This is a genomic window from Glycomyces albidus, assembly GCF_009451885.1.
Taxonomy (GTDB): Bacteria; Actinomycetota; Actinomycetes; order Mycobacteriales; family Micromonosporaceae; genus Glycomyces; species Glycomyces albidus.
In genome coordinates this window covers 1-13,117 of sequence record NZ_WIAO01000018.1, presented here as the reverse complement: position 1 = coordinate 13,117, position 13,117 = coordinate 1, and the positions used below count along the sequence as shown (strand labels likewise).

The window sequence follows — 13,117 nt, the reverse complement described above, 5'->3', positions numbered from 1 at the left end:
GGTGGCCTATGGTTCTTCGGATTCGTAATATTCGCGGTCGACCGGTTCCTTCGGGGGGACGACCGGCACGTCCACGGTGACTGCAGTGCCGTCGGAGAAGTGGAAGGCGACCTCGACTTCCTCGCCGGCAAGCAGTCGCTCCTCGACGTTCTCCAGCAGGAAGAACCCGGTTTGCTGGGGGCCTTGATCCAGGCGCACATAACCGTCGATCGGGATCGGAATCGCCGCGAAGCTCCGCTCGCCCTCGATCGCCTCCGGTCCGCCGGGCGTGCTCGTTGCCGCCGGACCGTCGGCAGCCACGTCTGCGGTCGGGTCTGCTTCGGGCTCAGCGGTCGCGAAGGTGATAGTGCCGTCTGGGGACTCGACGCCGACCAGGGCCACGGCCTCGGTGCCCTCGTTGCCGATCCAGACCTGCAGGACCGCGTCGTCCCCCGGGGCATAGCCCTCGGGCGCCCCGGATTCGACTCTCAGGTCGCGCAGGAGGAGATCTCCTGCCTCGACATTGACCCCCGCAACGTGGCTCTGCTGCTCGCTGGTTTGCGCCCCCGGACCGGCACCGCAAGCAGCCGCAGCGACCGCGGCGGTCCCCGCGATCACGGCGGCGGCCGCGTACCGAACCGCGACCGCCTTGCCGGCTGCACTGATCACTGCTGATTCCTTCCCCGGTTCCGGCGGGCGCTCGCCTGGTGCGCGCCGCCGCGGGACCCCCTCGATGCGGCGCGGGCGAACTCGGACACGATCGGCGGAAGCGGCTAGGGGCGGTAGGGGTAACGGGGGTAGACGTACCCGGCGCCCCAGTGCGGCGCGTAGCCGTAGTAGCCGTAGAGGTTCTCGAAGTAAGGCCGGTCAGGTTCGGGCATCAGTTCCGGGTCGTATTCGGGGCCCGAGGCCACCAGCTGGCGGTCCTTGTCGATGTAGACGTTGTCATCGTCGACGCGGGTGACCGCGTCGACCGGTACGAGCACCTGCTTCTTGCCCATGCCGAGGAAGCCGCCCGAGCCGATCTCCAGAAAGCGGGCCTTGCGCTCGCTCTCGTCGATGAGCAGTCCGTCAACGGTGCCGGTTTCCTCGCCGCTACGATCGATGACCTTGTGGCCGCGTACGTCCTCCGCTTCGTTGGCAACGGTCAAGTCGCTGTCGCCGAGCCGGACGAGCGTGGTCAATTCATCAGCCATGATGGTCCCTTCATTCGCTTTCGTACCTTGAGCACCGGGCGAATACCCGTCGTGACGGCTTCGAAACAGGCGAGCCGGCCGCGGTGATTGGTGACAAGCCACCGCTCGACCCGTTCATGGGTGCTCGCGACGCGCGGGCTCACGGTCCTCGGACACTCGTGTCGATCCCCGGTCGGTCCGCAGTTCCTTGAACAGCGCCCAGCACATCGCGAGCAGGACGAGGGTGTACGGCAACGCCACGAGCACGACCGCGTTCTGCAGTGCGGTGAGGCCGCCTGCGGCCAGCAGTACCGCCGCGACCGCGCCGATGAGCACGCCCCAAATGGCCACCGTCCACCGGTTGGGGCGCTCGCGCAGGCGGCCGGTCAGCGTGCCGAGCACGACCGAGGCCGAGTCACCGCCGGTGATGAAGTACACCGCCACCAGGACGATCGCGATCCCAGTGGTGATCTGGTGCAGCGGCATCGTCTCCAGAAGGTGGAACAGCGCCGCCTCCAGGCCCTCGTCCAGGGAGGCGGTCAGGTCGGCCGCGCCGCTGCGCTGGGTGTGCAGGGCGGTGCCGCCGACGACGGTGAACCACACCGCGCAGCCGGCGCTGGGCACCAGCAGGACGCCCACGATGAATTCGCGAATGGTCCGTCCTCTGGAGACCTTGGCGATGAAGGTGCCGACGAACGGCGCCCAGCTCAGCGCCCAGGCCCAGAAGAACAGCGTCCAGTTTCCAAGCCATTGAACGTCGCTGTAGGCGCCGGTGGCCGTCGCCAGGGAGGACAAACGGTCGAGATAGGCGCCGACGGCGGCCGGCAGCGAGTCGAGGAGGTACGTGGTCGGTCCCAGGACCAGCACGAAGGCCAGGAGTGCTCCGGCGAGGACGATGTTGACCGTGCTCATCGTCTTGACGCCGCGGTGGACGCCGGTGAAGGCCGACGCCACGAACGCCACCGTCAGCGCCCCCACCACTACCGTCTGGACGCCGAGCGAGGACGGTATGCCGGTCAGCGACCCGAGCCCTGAGGTGATCTGGAGTGCCCCGAGGCCCAGGCTCGTCGCCGATCCGAACACGGTGGCGAAGACGGTGAGCAGGTCGATGAGTTTCGCGGCCGACCCTTCGGCGCCGCCGCGACCCAGCAGGGGCGTGAAGACGGCCGAGATCCGGTTGCGTCGGCCCTTGCGGAACGTCGCGTAGGCCAGGGCGAGGCCGGTCATGCCGAAGACTGCCCACGGATGCAGCGTCCAATGGAACACGGCCTGGCGCAGCGCGTCCTCGGCAGCCTGCACCGATCCCGCCTCGGCGCCGCTGCCAGGCGGCGGATCGGCGAGGTGCGACAGCGGCTCGGCCGCGCCGTAGAACATCAGGCCGATGCCCATGCCGGAGGCGAACATCATCGCCACCCACGGGAGCGTGGCGAACTCGGGCCGCTCGTCGTCACCGCCGAGGCGGATGCGCCCGTACCGGCTGAGCGCCAACACCACGCAGAGGACGACGAAGAGATTGACCGCGCTGGTCAACAGCCATCCGAACTGGACGGTGACCCAGTCCAGCGCATCGGAGGTGTACCGCTGGAGCGCTTCGGGCGCGAACGCGCCGACCGCGACCACGGCCAGGACGAGCGCGACTCCGGCGGGGAACAGCACCCGGTCGACGGCCAGGGGTCGGGAGGCGCGCGGTGACTGCTCAGGCTGGGATGGATGCGACACCGGCTCCGGCTACCCGAGGCTGCCAGGATCGACACGTCCTCGCCGACCGCTGAGTCAGCGGCGGCGACCGGCGCCGCCTCATCCCCGGCGCGGCGGCCCCGAGGGGCCGTTGCCGCGGTCCGCTCGGGGCGGGTCGCCGCGTTTGAGGAAATAGGCGCCCAGCGCGGCTGCCAGGGTCGCGAACACCACGACGGAATAGGCCGCGAGGAGGACTTCGAGGAGCCGCGCGAAGCCGTCGTCGGCGCTCAGCGGCTCGCCGGTGATGGTGCCCATCGCCGCCTCGTGCAGCGCGTCGGCGTACCGCTCGTAGCCCGAGAAGGCGTGCAGGAGCTGGCTGGAGCCCAGGATCACGATGAGACTGACCGATGCCAGCCACCCGATCCGGTTGGACAGGAGCCGCCCGGTGGACCGGGTGCCGCGCACCGTGGAAGAGACCACGCGCCCGGCCCGGGCGGCCCGGGCCAACTGGGCGACCCGCACGATCCGCAGGAACGGTACGGCGAGGAAGATCAACTGCCACCAGGTCCGGCGCAGGAACCGACCGCGCCGGGGCGCGACGTAGAGGCGCAGCGCGTACTCCCCGGCGAAGACCAGCCACAACATCCAAGCAGCGACCGAGAACGCCGTCTCCAGGGCGTGACCTTGCGCGGTGGCCTGGCCGAGCACCACCAGGACGAAGACCACGCCCAGCACGCTCATCGGCCGGTCCAATCGCGCCGCCAGCTCCTCGGCCCACTCCTGCCGCCCCCGCGCCTGTGCTTCAGTCGGGGTCTTCATCAGCCCGGTCGGTCCGGTGATTCGGCGTTCGCTGGAGCGCCGCCCCCGGTGTGCTGGAGCTCCTTCTCCAGGGCGAAGCTGAGGAAGGTGCGGACGAGGACGATCGCGGCCAGCACGCCCACGCTCTCGAATGTAGGTGAGATCGCGACGGTGCGGATGATGTCGCCGGCGACGAGGAACTCCAGGCCCAGGAGGATCGACCGGCCGAGCCCCCGGCGGTAGTGGCGGTAGGCCGCGGCGAAGTCCCCCGAACGCCTGATGCGGACGGCGAACAGGAACGTCGCCACCAGCGCGCCCGCGATGATCGCGGCCACCCCGGCGAGATCGACCGCAGTGCCCACCGCATGCACGGCTTTCTCGAAATCCATTCGATCCCCCCGTCGTCGGCGCGAGGACGCGGCAGTGTGTGGCGGCGCCGGCGGGCCGTGTCGCTGCTCAGCGAGACCAGCTCGCTGATCCCCGTTAATCCGACGCCGGCGTGCCCGTGAAACGTGTGCGTCAAACCACGCCGTTCCCGGCGGGTGAACGCGTCAGTCGCCCTGTCTTCCAGAGCCGTCCGATCTGGTCGATGATGACGCTGCCGGGAGCTCGATGGAGGCGGTTCAGTTTAATCCCTCCGAACGGGGATACAGGCTGTCAAGCTGACGCGGCCACGCGATGCCGATTCGCAGCGCTCCGGACGGCACCCAGCACCCACGACGAGCGAACGGAGACTTCCCGTGAGGGACCAGCACGACGCGAACGAAACCGGCCACGAGACGAGCCGACCCCACGACTTGAAGATGTACCTGCGATTCGCGGCCATGATCGCGACCGGCATGGTTCTCATGTACGCCTTGATGTTCGTCGGCTCCTGGGAATGGGGGCATGTGCGTTGGAGCCAGAGCCGCATGTTCATGGCCCTCACCATGGGCGGGGCCATGGGCCTGCTCATGCTCGCGTGGATGCTGAACATGTTCCGCAACGCCAAAGCGAACGTGGGCGTCATCGCAGTGAGCCTGCTCCTGCTCGGCGGCGGTGCCTACCTCGACCGCAGTCAAATCACCGTCGACGACACCGCGTTCATGAACTCGATGATCCCGCACCACTCGCTGGCGATCACCCGCTCCGAGCGCGCCCAGATCGCCGACGTGCGGGTCTGCGAACTGGCCGTGCAGATCAGCGAGGCTCAGCGGCGCGAGATCCTCGAGATGGAATGGCTCATCGAGGACATCGAGCGCAACGGCCCGGCCGAGACGCCCGAGGAAGCGCAGGAGCGACCCGTCCCTGACTTCTCCGAAGCCGCCGAACGCCAGTGCCCGGCAGACTGACACGGCTTCGGAGCCATCCTGACGCCCGACCGATCCGGTCCGGGTCGGTATACCGGCGTTCCGGCGCCAGGCGATCTCACCGCTGGCAGGGTCATTCCCCGGTGGCACCGGGCACGTCCCCGAGTGCGCCGAGGTTCCCGGCGGACGCTGCCGGGATGACGCTGAACGTGCCGTCGGTCTCCAGCACGACCGCCGTCACCTGGTCCAACCCGCCCAGACCCTTCGAGCGCACCGCCTGCAGCACTTCGGCCCGGCTGACGCGCTGCTCCCGCAGCGCCCGGTCGCGCAGGCGCCCCTGCCACGCCAGCAGCGTCGGCCTCGACTTCACCGCCGCTCGGAACCGCTGCGAACGCACTGAAATCCACGCAACGGCGAGCTGCAAACCGACCAACACCGCCAGGGCGAGGACACCCTCGGCCAGCGCCACCTCGGAGGAAAGCAGCACGGTGGCCAGCGTGGAGCCCAGCGCCACCGTCACCACCAGGTCGAACGCGTTCATTTTTCCGAGCGTCCGTTTGCCTGACAGCCGCAACACGACCACCAACGACACATAGGCGCACGCGCCGATGACCGCCACGCGCAGCAACCCGCCCCAGGAATCGAAGAACATGCACGCGAGTACCCCAGGCCGGTGCCGCAGACACCCGCCCCGGCGACCCGCCAGCGCCCGCAGACGCGCCCTGAATCGAGCCGTCGCCTGCCAACCACCTCGGGTTCCCGCTGACCGACCTCGAAGCGGGCATCGCGTGCAACGGCTCCGGCATCCTCACGTCCGCGGCCAGGACACGTTTAAGCATGTGGGGTGCGGTCGAGGAGGATCGCGACTTGGATGGCGGCCTCGTAGCGGATGGCGAGTTTGTCGTATCTGGTGGAGACGGCGCGGTAGCGCTTGAGTCGGCCGATGGTCCGCTCGACGGTGTGGTCCTTATAGGCTTCGCGGTCGAACGCGGGGGGCCTCCCGTCGGAGCGGCCCTTGGCGATCCGGTTCCGGTGCTGGTCCTTCTTCTCGGGGAAGACGGCCTGGATGCGGCGGCGGCGCAGGTGGGCGCGGTTGGCCCGGCTCGCGTAGGCCTTGTCGGCCAGGACCTTCCGCGGTCTGGTCTTGGCGCGGCCGGGTCCGCACCAGGGCACGCCGATCGCCTCCAGTACCGGAGCGAACTGCGGCGAGTCACCTCGCTGCCCGGCGGTGAGCTTGAGGCTCAGCACGGTCTGGTTGGCGTCGGCGGCGAGGTGGATTTTCGTGGTCCAGCCCCCGCGCGAGCGTCCGAGCGCGTGATCGGCGGGCTCGCCGGGCATAGGTGCCTAGTGGGCTCCAGCCGCGGCCTGGTGGGCGCGGACGGTCGTGGAATTGACGCTGACCGTCCAGGTCAAGCGGCCCCGGTTGTCCGCAACCGTACACCTGGCGATCCGTTCCGTTGGGTCCGTTTCACACACTTTGGCCGCGAACACTCCTGCTGGTAGTGAACTCCGAGAACGTGAATGATATTCAAGCGTATCAATATAATGTGCCCCAGGCAGGATTCGAACCTGCGACCATCGGATTAGAAGTCCGGTGCTCTATCCAGCTGAGCTACTGAGGCACGGCGGGGTCGCACACGGCGCCGCGCCAGCGCAAGAATACCCGGCCCGGGGGCCCTCCGGGGGACGGGGAGCGGGACGCCGCGGGCCCGGGCGGCAGGGGGCGGGCACGGATACGGGGCGTCGCAAGAACACCCCAAACGATTCTCTACGACGCCCCGGAATTGCTGACCCACATCAATGAGTAGTCCTCGGGCGCTCCAGTGTCAAGCGGCGCACGGCGTGTTGACGCTGATTCGTTATCTTGCCCTAAGTGGGCGGCAATGCCCGCTATGCGTCGCCACTGTTCAGCGCCCCAACGGACACGCAGGGTGAAATCCGGCACGCACCGATCGCGCACGCTCCGTGCGCGATCGGGCCGGCCGCCGGCCCCCGGCCGCCGCGACTTCCGCGGCCGCCGCGGCTGGCGGCGCCGTGCCACACTTGCACCAGAGCCGACTGTGAGGAGCGGGCATGAGCGACGAGCGGCCACCGGCCGAGGACGCCCCGAACGAAGTACGCGAAACCACCCGCGAACCGGTCATCCTGCGCGGCATATCGACCCGGGCCTGGGAGCACCCCGCCGACCGCGGCGCGCTCGTGGCCCTGCGCGAACTCCGCGGCTTCGACATCGTCCTGCGCAAGCTCTCGGGGATGATCTCCGAGCGCGCCCTGCGCCTGAGCCTCCTGGGCTCCTCGATCAAGGTCGACCGGCACCAGTACTCCCGCGTTCACGACGCCTACCTCGCCGTCGGCGCCGTCCTCGACGCCGCCGACCTCCCCGACCTCTACATCACCCGCAACCCCGACCTCGGCGGCATGTGCATCGGCATCGACAAGCCGGTCATCGTCATCAACTCGGGGTCCCTCGACCTCCTCGACGAGACCGAGCTGCGGTTCCTCCTCGCCCACGAGCTCGGCCACGCCCTCTCCGGGCACGGCCTCTACCGGACCCTCCTCATGGTCCTGCTGCGCCTGACCACGTCCGTCGCATGGATCCCCGTCGGCGTCGTGGGCCTGCGGGTCATCACCGCCGCGCTGTACGAGTGGAGCCGCAAGTCCGAGCTGTCGGCCGACCGGGCCGGCGCGCTGGCGGTCCAGGACCCGGCCGCGGCGATCCGCGTCATGGCGAAGCTGGCCGGCGGCGGCGACCTGCACGATGTGGACACCGCGGCGTTCCTGGAGCAGGCCAAGGAGTTCGAGACCGGCGGGGACCTGCGCGACAGCTTCCTCAAGCTGCTCCTGCTGGAGCAGCGCAGCCACGACTTCGCGGTGGCGCGCGCCGCCGCGATCAAGACCTGGATCGACGAGGGCGAGTACCGCGAGTACCTCGCCGGCGAGTACCCGCGCCGCGACGGCGACGCGGACGCCTCGATCTCGGCCGAGGCCAAGGCCGCCGCGAAGTCCTACAAGGACCTCTTCGAGACCTCCGGCGACCCGCTCGCGAAGCTCCTGCGCAAGTTCCGCGACGGGCTCTAGACGCGCCGACGGGCCCGGCCGCCGTCCACATGTGCGATGTGGACGGCGGCCGGGCCCGTCATCGCGCTCAGCGCTTGAGCTTCTCCAGCAGGAGCGCCTCGGCCGTGCACACCCGCTCGAACATCTTGATGTCGAGGGACTCGTTGGGGCCGTGCGGGTTCGAGTACTGGTCCTCGACGCCGGTGACGAGGATCGCCGCCTCCGGGTAGAGCTCCTGGAACGTCGCGATCATCGGGATCGAGCCGCCGACGCCGATCTCGACCGGCGCGGTGCCGTCCCACGCCTCGGTGAACGCCTCCCTCGCGGCGTCGAAGGCCGGGCCGGTCGCGTCGATCGCGCACGGGTCGCCGACGCCGCCCTCGGGTGTCACGGTCACCTCGGCGCCCCACGGCGCGTGCGCCGCGAAGTGCTCGCGGACGGCCTTGAGCGCGCTCTGGCCCGAGTCGCCGGGCGCCAGCCGGAACGAGATCTTCGCGCGCGCCGACGGCTGGAGCGCGTTCGCCGACTCGGCCGCGCCGGGCGCGTCGATGCCGAGCACGGTCGCCGTCGGCTTCGACCACAGCCGCTCGGTGAGCCGCCCGGTCCCGATGAACTCGGTGCCCGGGAGCATCCCGGCCTCGTGGCGCAGCGCCGCCTCGTCGTAGTCGAGATCCGAGCCGCGGCCGGTGGCCAGGCCCTGGACGGCCACGTCGCCGGCGTCGTCGTGCAGGGTCGCCACGAGCCGGGCGAGCGCGGTCAGCGCGTCGGGGACCGGCCCGCCGAACATGCCCGAGTGCACGGCGCCCTTGAGGACCGCGACCTCGACGTACACGTTGATCACCCCGCGCAGGGTGGTGGTGAGCGCGGGGACCTCCGTCTTCCAGTTCTGCGAGTCGGCGATGACCACCACGTCGGCGGCCAGCAGCTCCCGGTGCTCGCGCAGCAGCCCCTCGAGGGTCGGGGAGCCGAACTCCTCCTCGCCTTCGATGAGGAGCTTCACACCGACCGGCGGCCTCCCGCCGAAGGCCCGGAGGGCGGCGATGTGCGCCATGACCCCGGCCTTGTCGTCGGCGACACCGCGGCCGTACAGCCGCCCGTCCTTCTCGACGACGGTGAACGGGTCGTCCTGCTCCCACTTGGCGGGGTCGCCGATCGGCTGCACGTCCTGGTGCGCGTACAGCAGCACCGTCGGCTGCCCCTCCGGCGCGGGGAAGTGCGCGTACACGCTCGGCTGCCCGCCGCCGTGCGAGAGCTGCCGCGCCTCGGCGGCGCCGGCCTCCTCGAGGAGCCGCTGGACTTCGTTCGCACCCTTGCGGACCGGCTCGTGGTCGAGTCCGTCGAAGGCGATCGCCGGGATCGTGACGAGGGCCTCCAGATCGGCGCGCACACCCGGGAGGGCGGCGCGCACCGCATTCACTACATCGCTCATGGGGCGCAAGTCTAGAGCGGGGCTAGACTCGGCGGCGTGCTGCAGCGATACCGGTTCGTGTTCACGCCCCGCTGGGTCCTCCTGACGCTGGCGGGCGTGGTCGTGATGGTCGTCTGCGCCCTCCTCTCCCAGTGGCAGTGGGGCCGGGCCGTGCAGCGCGCGGCCGCGAACGAGGTCATCGAGACCAGCGTCGCGACCGTCCCGATCGACGAGACGCTCCCGGCGGGCGAGGCGCTCGACGCCGACGTGCGGTGGACGCTCGTCGAGGCCGTCGGCGTGTACGACGCCGACGGGGAGGTCGTGCTCCGCGCCCAGACGAACGAGGGCCTCAACGGCTTCGAGATCGTCACCCCGCTGGTCCTCGCCGACGGCACCGCGGTCCTCGTCGACCGCGGCTTCGTGGCCTCCGAGAACACCGGCAGCGTCCCCGACTACCCGGCCCCGCCGGCCGGCGAGGTCGCGGTCACCGGCCGCGTCTACGAGTATGAGGAGGCGTCCGGCGGCGTCACCGAGGTCGACGGGCACATCGAGGCGCGGCGGCTCAGCGACGACATGCTCGGCCCCCACCTCGACTACGAGCTCCGTTCGGCGTGGATCGCCGACGTCGAGCCGGCCGAGGGCCTCACCGCGCTCGAGACGCCGACGTTCAAGGACTGGCAGAACTACTCCTACGCCGTCCAGTGGGCGCTGTTCGCCGCGCTCGTCCCGATCGGCTGGACCGTGCTCGTGCGCCGCGAGCGCAAGGACCTCGACGAGGCCGCCCGGGACGCGGAACCGGCCGCCTCCGATGCGGAAGCGGCCGGCCCGGTCTAGGCCCCTCAGGCGCTATTCCTTGCCTTCGAACTGGATCTGTCTCGACGGCGGTTCGAACGGTATGACCGGCTCCCCTTCGAGGGCGCCCTTGAGGATGGTCCCCACGGTCTCCTTCGAGGCCGTCGTGTTCGATTTGCCGACCGAGTTGAAGATGTAGTCCGGGTCGGCCATGAACGCCCCGATCGTCATCTGCGGCGTGTAGCCGAGGAACCACGAGGTCCGGTCGTCGTCGGTCGTACCGGACTTCCCGGCGACGGGCCGCCCGGCGATCTCGCCGACGTTCCGCGAGGTGCCCCACTCCCCGCAGTCCACGCCCTTGCGCTGGGTCCAGGTCACGCACCGGCCCGCGTCGGTCGCGGCCCGCGCCACGTCCTCATCGAGCTCCTGGTGGCAGCGGGGCGCGGCGGCGTCGAGCTCCTGGCCGTTCGGGTCGATGATCCGCAGCGCCGGGATCGGCTCGCAGTACTCGCCTTCGGCCGCGAGCGTGTTGAACACGTTCGTCATCTCGATGGGCTGCACGTCGGAGACGCCGAGCGTGAACGGCCCCCAGCCGGCGCGCCGCTCCTCCGAGGCGTAGTACGCGTCGCCTTCACTCCGCCACTGCAGGCCCATCCGCTCGGCCATCTCGACGGTCTTGTCGGCGCCGACCCGGTCGATGAGCTGCGCGAAGTACGTGTTCACCGACATGCCGAACCCGGACCACATATCCCGGTTGCCGGCCATCTGCGGGTTGCCGTTCTTGGGGCACCACCGGCCGCCGCACGCGGTCGTGGAGGAGACGAAGCTCGTGGCGACCCGGTGCGGCGAGTGGATGTCGTAGTCGAGCGGGTAGCCCGCGTCGAGCGCGGCGAGCAGTGTGAAGACCTTGAACGTCGACCCGGCCTGGTACCCGCCCTCGGCGCCGCCGCCGAGCACCGGGTTCACCGTGTTCGGGTAGTTGCCCTTGCGGTCGAACGACGGGTTCGAGTGCGGGCCGTTCTCGCTCTGGTCGTACGAGAACGTGCGGTTCAGGCCCAGCGCCTTGATCCGGCCCGTGCCGGGCTCCATGACCACCGCGCCGTGCGCGAACTTCGACTCCTGGCTCTTCGCCTTGTTCACGGTGTCGTTCGCGAGCTTCTGGATGTCCGGGTCGAGCGTGGTGATGACCGTGTACCCGCCCTGGCGCAGCTCCTTCTCCCGGTCGGCCGGGGTCTCCCCGAACGCGTCCTGCTCGCGCCACCAACGGCGGAAGTAGTCGCAGAAGAACCCGTACTCGGAGGTGGTGCCCTCGACGCCGATGCACGAGTTCGGCGGGTCCGACACGTTCAGCTCGATCGGCAGGCCCCGCACCTCGGAGGCGTCGCCGCGCGAGAGGTAGTCGATCTCGACCATCTGGTCGAGCACCCAGTTGCGGCGGGCGAGCGCGTCGGTCTGGTCGGAGACGATCGGGTCGTACGCCGACGGCGCCTGCACGAGCCCGGCGAGCGTCGCCGACTCCTGGAGGTTCAGGTCGGACGGGTGCTTGGAGAAGTACACCTGCGCGGCCGCGAAGATCCCGTACGCGTTGTGCCCGAAGTACGCCTGGTTGAGGTACCGCTCGAGGATCTCGTCCTTCGAGAGCTGCTCTTCGACGGCCATCGCCAGGCGGGCCTCGCGGATCTTGCGGGTCGCGGTCTGCTCGGTGGCGGCGATGACCTCGTCGATCGACTCGGCGTTGAGCTGGAGGGCGCCGCGCACGTACTGCATGGTGATGGTCGAGGCGCCCTGCTGGACGCCGCCGGAGTTGTTGTTGGCGACGAACGCGCGCACGATGCCGCGGTAGTCGACGCCGTTGTGCTGGTAGAACCGCGAGTCCTCGGCGGCCACCATCGCCTGCTGCATGACGGGCGCGACCTCGTCGAGCGAGACGTGGCGGCGGAACTCGTCGTAGAAGAGGCTGATGAGGGTCTCGCCGTCGGCGGCGTACACGTAGGAGGTCAGCGGCGGGTCGGTCTCGGTGACCTCCACGGAGAGCGTGTCGATCGCGCTGAAACCGGCCTTCGCGCTGAGCCCGGCCATCGCGGCCAGCGGGAACAGCAGGGCCGCGATCGCGAGCCCCGCGAGGACGCTGGTGCGCAGGAGGGCGTACACCCCTTCGGCGGGCGGGCCTTCCGGGTCGCTCCCGCGTGCGGACAGTCCGGGCACACGGTGCTGGCGGGGTCGATCACGCATATATCCAGCCTAGGGCACACGCCCGGCCCCAAGGTGAAAAACCTCACCAGTACCGGCACCGCTTTCGGCAAGGGCCGGAACGTAAACCGGACTCACATCACTCCAGGCCTATCCGCCACGCGGGTTTCGCGTAACAGGCTCGCAACGCGCCGGTTAGCCGCATGCGACGAAACCGGCCTACGCTTGCCGGGAACCGATGACCCGGAGTAAACCCACAGGAGGCGCACGTGTCGGTCTACGAGGTCGGACTGCGGCTGAACGGCAAGGCCGTGCTCGTCGTCGGCGGCGGCACCATCGCCGGGCGCCGCGTGCCCCGCCTGCTCGACGCGGGCGCCCGCGTCCTCGTGGTCGCCCCCGAGGTCACCACCACCCTCTCCGACCTGGCCGCCTCCGGCGAGCTCCAGTGGGAGCGGCGCGAATGGCGCTCCGGCGACGGCGACGACGCCTGGTTCGTGCTCGCCGCGACCGACGACCCCGCCGTGAACGCGGCCGTCGCCGCCGAGGCCGAGGCCCGCCGCACCTGGTGCGTCCGCAGCGACGACGCCGACGCCTCCAGCGCGTGGACGCTCGCGCGCGCCGCCTTCGACGGCGTCAGCGTCGCCGTCTCCGCCTCCGGCGACCCCCGCCGCGCCGCCGCCGTCCGCGACGCCGTCGCCGCGGCCCTGCGCTCCGGCGACATCGACGCCCCCCGCGCCCGCCGCACCCGTCCC

Annotated in this window: 12 protein-coding genes, 1 tRNA gene and 1 pseudogene; 4 read left to right on the top strand and 10 right to left on the bottom strand. The window is 70.2% G+C overall.

Going from position 1 to position 13,117, the window contains the following annotated elements:
• Window positions 1-6: 6 nt before the first annotated feature.
• From GFD30_RS15100 to GFD30_RS15080, 5 genes are all read right to left on the bottom strand, one after another.
• The gene (locus GFD30_RS15100; RefSeq protein WP_153026032.1) at window positions 7-648 is read right to left on the bottom strand and encodes a hypothetical protein; all 642 of its coding nucleotides are present in this window, start codon (window positions 646-648) and stop codon (window positions 7-9) included.
• A gap of 104 nt (window positions 649-752) precedes the next feature.
• The gene (locus tag GFD30_RS15095; RefSeq protein ID WP_153026031.1) at window positions 753-1,175 is read right to left on the bottom strand and encodes a PRC-barrel domain-containing protein; all 423 of its coding nucleotides are present in this window, start codon (window positions 1,173-1,175) and stop codon (window positions 753-755) included.
• Window positions 1,176-1,289: 114 nt separating this feature from the next.
• On the bottom strand, window positions 1,290-2,873 hold the full coding sequence (locus tag GFD30_RS15090; protein ID WP_322633269.1) for a BCCT family transporter: 1,584 nt from the start codon (window positions 2,871-2,873) through the stop codon (window positions 1,290-1,292).
• A gap of 78 nt (window positions 2,874-2,951) precedes the next feature.
• On the bottom strand, window positions 2,952-3,650 hold the full coding sequence (locus tag GFD30_RS15085; protein WP_227996372.1) for a hypothetical protein: 699 nt from the start codon (window positions 3,648-3,650) through the stop codon (window positions 2,952-2,954).
• On the bottom strand, window positions 3,650-4,018 hold the full coding sequence (locus tag GFD30_RS15080; protein WP_153026030.1) for a DUF1622 domain-containing protein: 369 nt from the start codon (window positions 4,016-4,018) through the stop codon (window positions 3,650-3,652). The genes GFD30_RS15085 and GFD30_RS15080 overlap by 1 nt, the downstream gene beginning before the upstream one ends.
• A 414-nt stretch (window positions 4,019-4,432) precedes the next feature.
• Between GFD30_RS15080 and GFD30_RS27950 the strand changes: the two genes are divergently transcribed.
• Window positions 4,433-4,960, top strand: a complete 528-nt coding sequence (locus GFD30_RS27950; RefSeq protein ID WP_153026116.1) for a DUF305 domain-containing protein — start codon at window positions 4,433-4,435, stop codon at window positions 4,958-4,960.
• Between the two features lie 91 nt (window positions 4,961-5,051).
• On the opposite strand, the gene GFD30_RS15070 is transcribed toward GFD30_RS27950, so the two are convergent.
• From GFD30_RS15070 to GFD30_RS15060, 3 genes and pseudogenes are all read right to left on the bottom strand, one after another.
• Window positions 5,052-5,570, bottom strand: a complete 519-nt coding sequence (locus GFD30_RS15070) for a DUF421 domain-containing protein (RefSeq protein WP_153026029.1) — start codon at window positions 5,568-5,570, stop codon at window positions 5,052-5,054.
• A 179-nt stretch (window positions 5,571-5,749) separates the two neighbouring features.
• Window positions 5,750-6,349: pseudogene (locus GFD30_RS15065) on the bottom strand (IS5 family transposase); the annotation flags it as partial.
• Window positions 6,350-6,466: 117 nt separating this feature from the next.
• A tRNA-Arg gene (locus GFD30_RS15060) sits at window positions 6,467-6,540 on the bottom strand.
• 451 nt (window positions 6,541-6,991) lie between these two features.
• On the opposite strand from GFD30_RS15060, the gene GFD30_RS15055 reads away from it, so the two are divergent.
• Window positions 6,992-7,996 carry a M48 family metallopeptidase gene (locus GFD30_RS15055; RefSeq protein ID WP_153026027.1) on the top strand — a complete coding sequence of 335 codons (1,005 nt, stop codon included), beginning with the start codon at window positions 6,992-6,994 and terminating at the stop codon, window positions 7,994-7,996.
• Between the two features lie 67 nt (window positions 7,997-8,063).
• Here GFD30_RS15055 and GFD30_RS15050 read toward each other — a convergent pair whose 3' ends face one another.
• Complete coding sequence (locus GFD30_RS15050; protein ID WP_153026026.1) at window positions 8,064-9,404, bottom strand: dipeptidase; 1,341 nt, start codon at window positions 9,402-9,404, stop codon at window positions 8,064-8,066.
• Window positions 9,405-9,440: 36 nt separating this feature from the next.
• Between GFD30_RS15050 and GFD30_RS15045 the strand changes: the two genes are divergently transcribed.
• The gene (locus GFD30_RS15045) at window positions 9,441-10,217 is read left to right on the top strand and encodes an SURF1 family cytochrome oxidase biogenesis protein (RefSeq protein WP_153026025.1); all 777 of its coding nucleotides are present in this window, start codon (window positions 9,441-9,443) and stop codon (window positions 10,215-10,217) included.
• 12 nt (window positions 10,218-10,229) lie between these two features.
• Here GFD30_RS15045 and GFD30_RS15040 read toward each other — a convergent pair whose 3' ends face one another.
• A complete protein-coding gene (locus tag GFD30_RS15040; protein WP_153026024.1) occupies window positions 10,230-12,407 on the bottom strand; it encodes a transglycosylase domain-containing protein in 2,178 nt (725 codons plus the stop codon).
• A 227-nt stretch (window positions 12,408-12,634) separates the two neighbouring features.
• Between GFD30_RS15040 and GFD30_RS15035 the strand changes: the two genes are divergently transcribed.
• Window positions 12,635-13,117 (top strand): precorrin-2 dehydrogenase/sirohydrochlorin ferrochelatase family protein (locus GFD30_RS15035; protein ID WP_322633267.1); only part of this gene is annotated, 483 nt, incomplete at its 3' end.

Bases quoted from the DNA above. Each gene is read 5' to 3' on its own strand.
- GFD30_RS15095 (WP_153026031.1), bottom strand. From the start codon at position 1,175: ATGGCTGATGAATTGACCACGCTCGTCCGGCTCGGCGACAGCGACTTG.
- GFD30_RS15085 (WP_227996372.1), bottom strand. From the start codon at position 3,650: ATGAAGACCCCGACTGAAGCACAGGCGCGGGGGCGGCAGGAGTGGGCC.
- GFD30_RS15080 (WP_153026030.1), bottom strand. From the start codon at position 4,018: ATGGATTTCGAGAAAGCCGTGCATGCGGTGGGCACTGCGGTCGATCTC.
- GFD30_RS27950 (WP_153026116.1), top strand. From the start codon at position 4,433: ATGTACCTGCGATTCGCGGCCATGATCGCGACCGGCATGGTTCTCATG.
- GFD30_RS15070 (WP_153026029.1), bottom strand. From the start codon at position 5,570: ATGTTCTTCGATTCCTGGGGCGGGTTGCTGCGCGTGGCGGTCATCGGC.
- GFD30_RS15055 (WP_153026027.1), top strand. From the start codon at position 6,992: ATGAGCGACGAGCGGCCACCGGCCGAGGACGCCCCGAACGAAGTACGC.
- GFD30_RS15050 (WP_153026026.1), bottom strand. From the start codon at position 9,404: ATGAGCGATGTAGTGAATGCGGTGCGCGCCGCCCTCCCGGGTGTGCGC.
- GFD30_RS15040 (WP_153026024.1), bottom strand. From the start codon at position 12,407: ATGCGTGATCGACCCCGCCAGCACCGTGTGCCCGGACTGTCCGCACGC.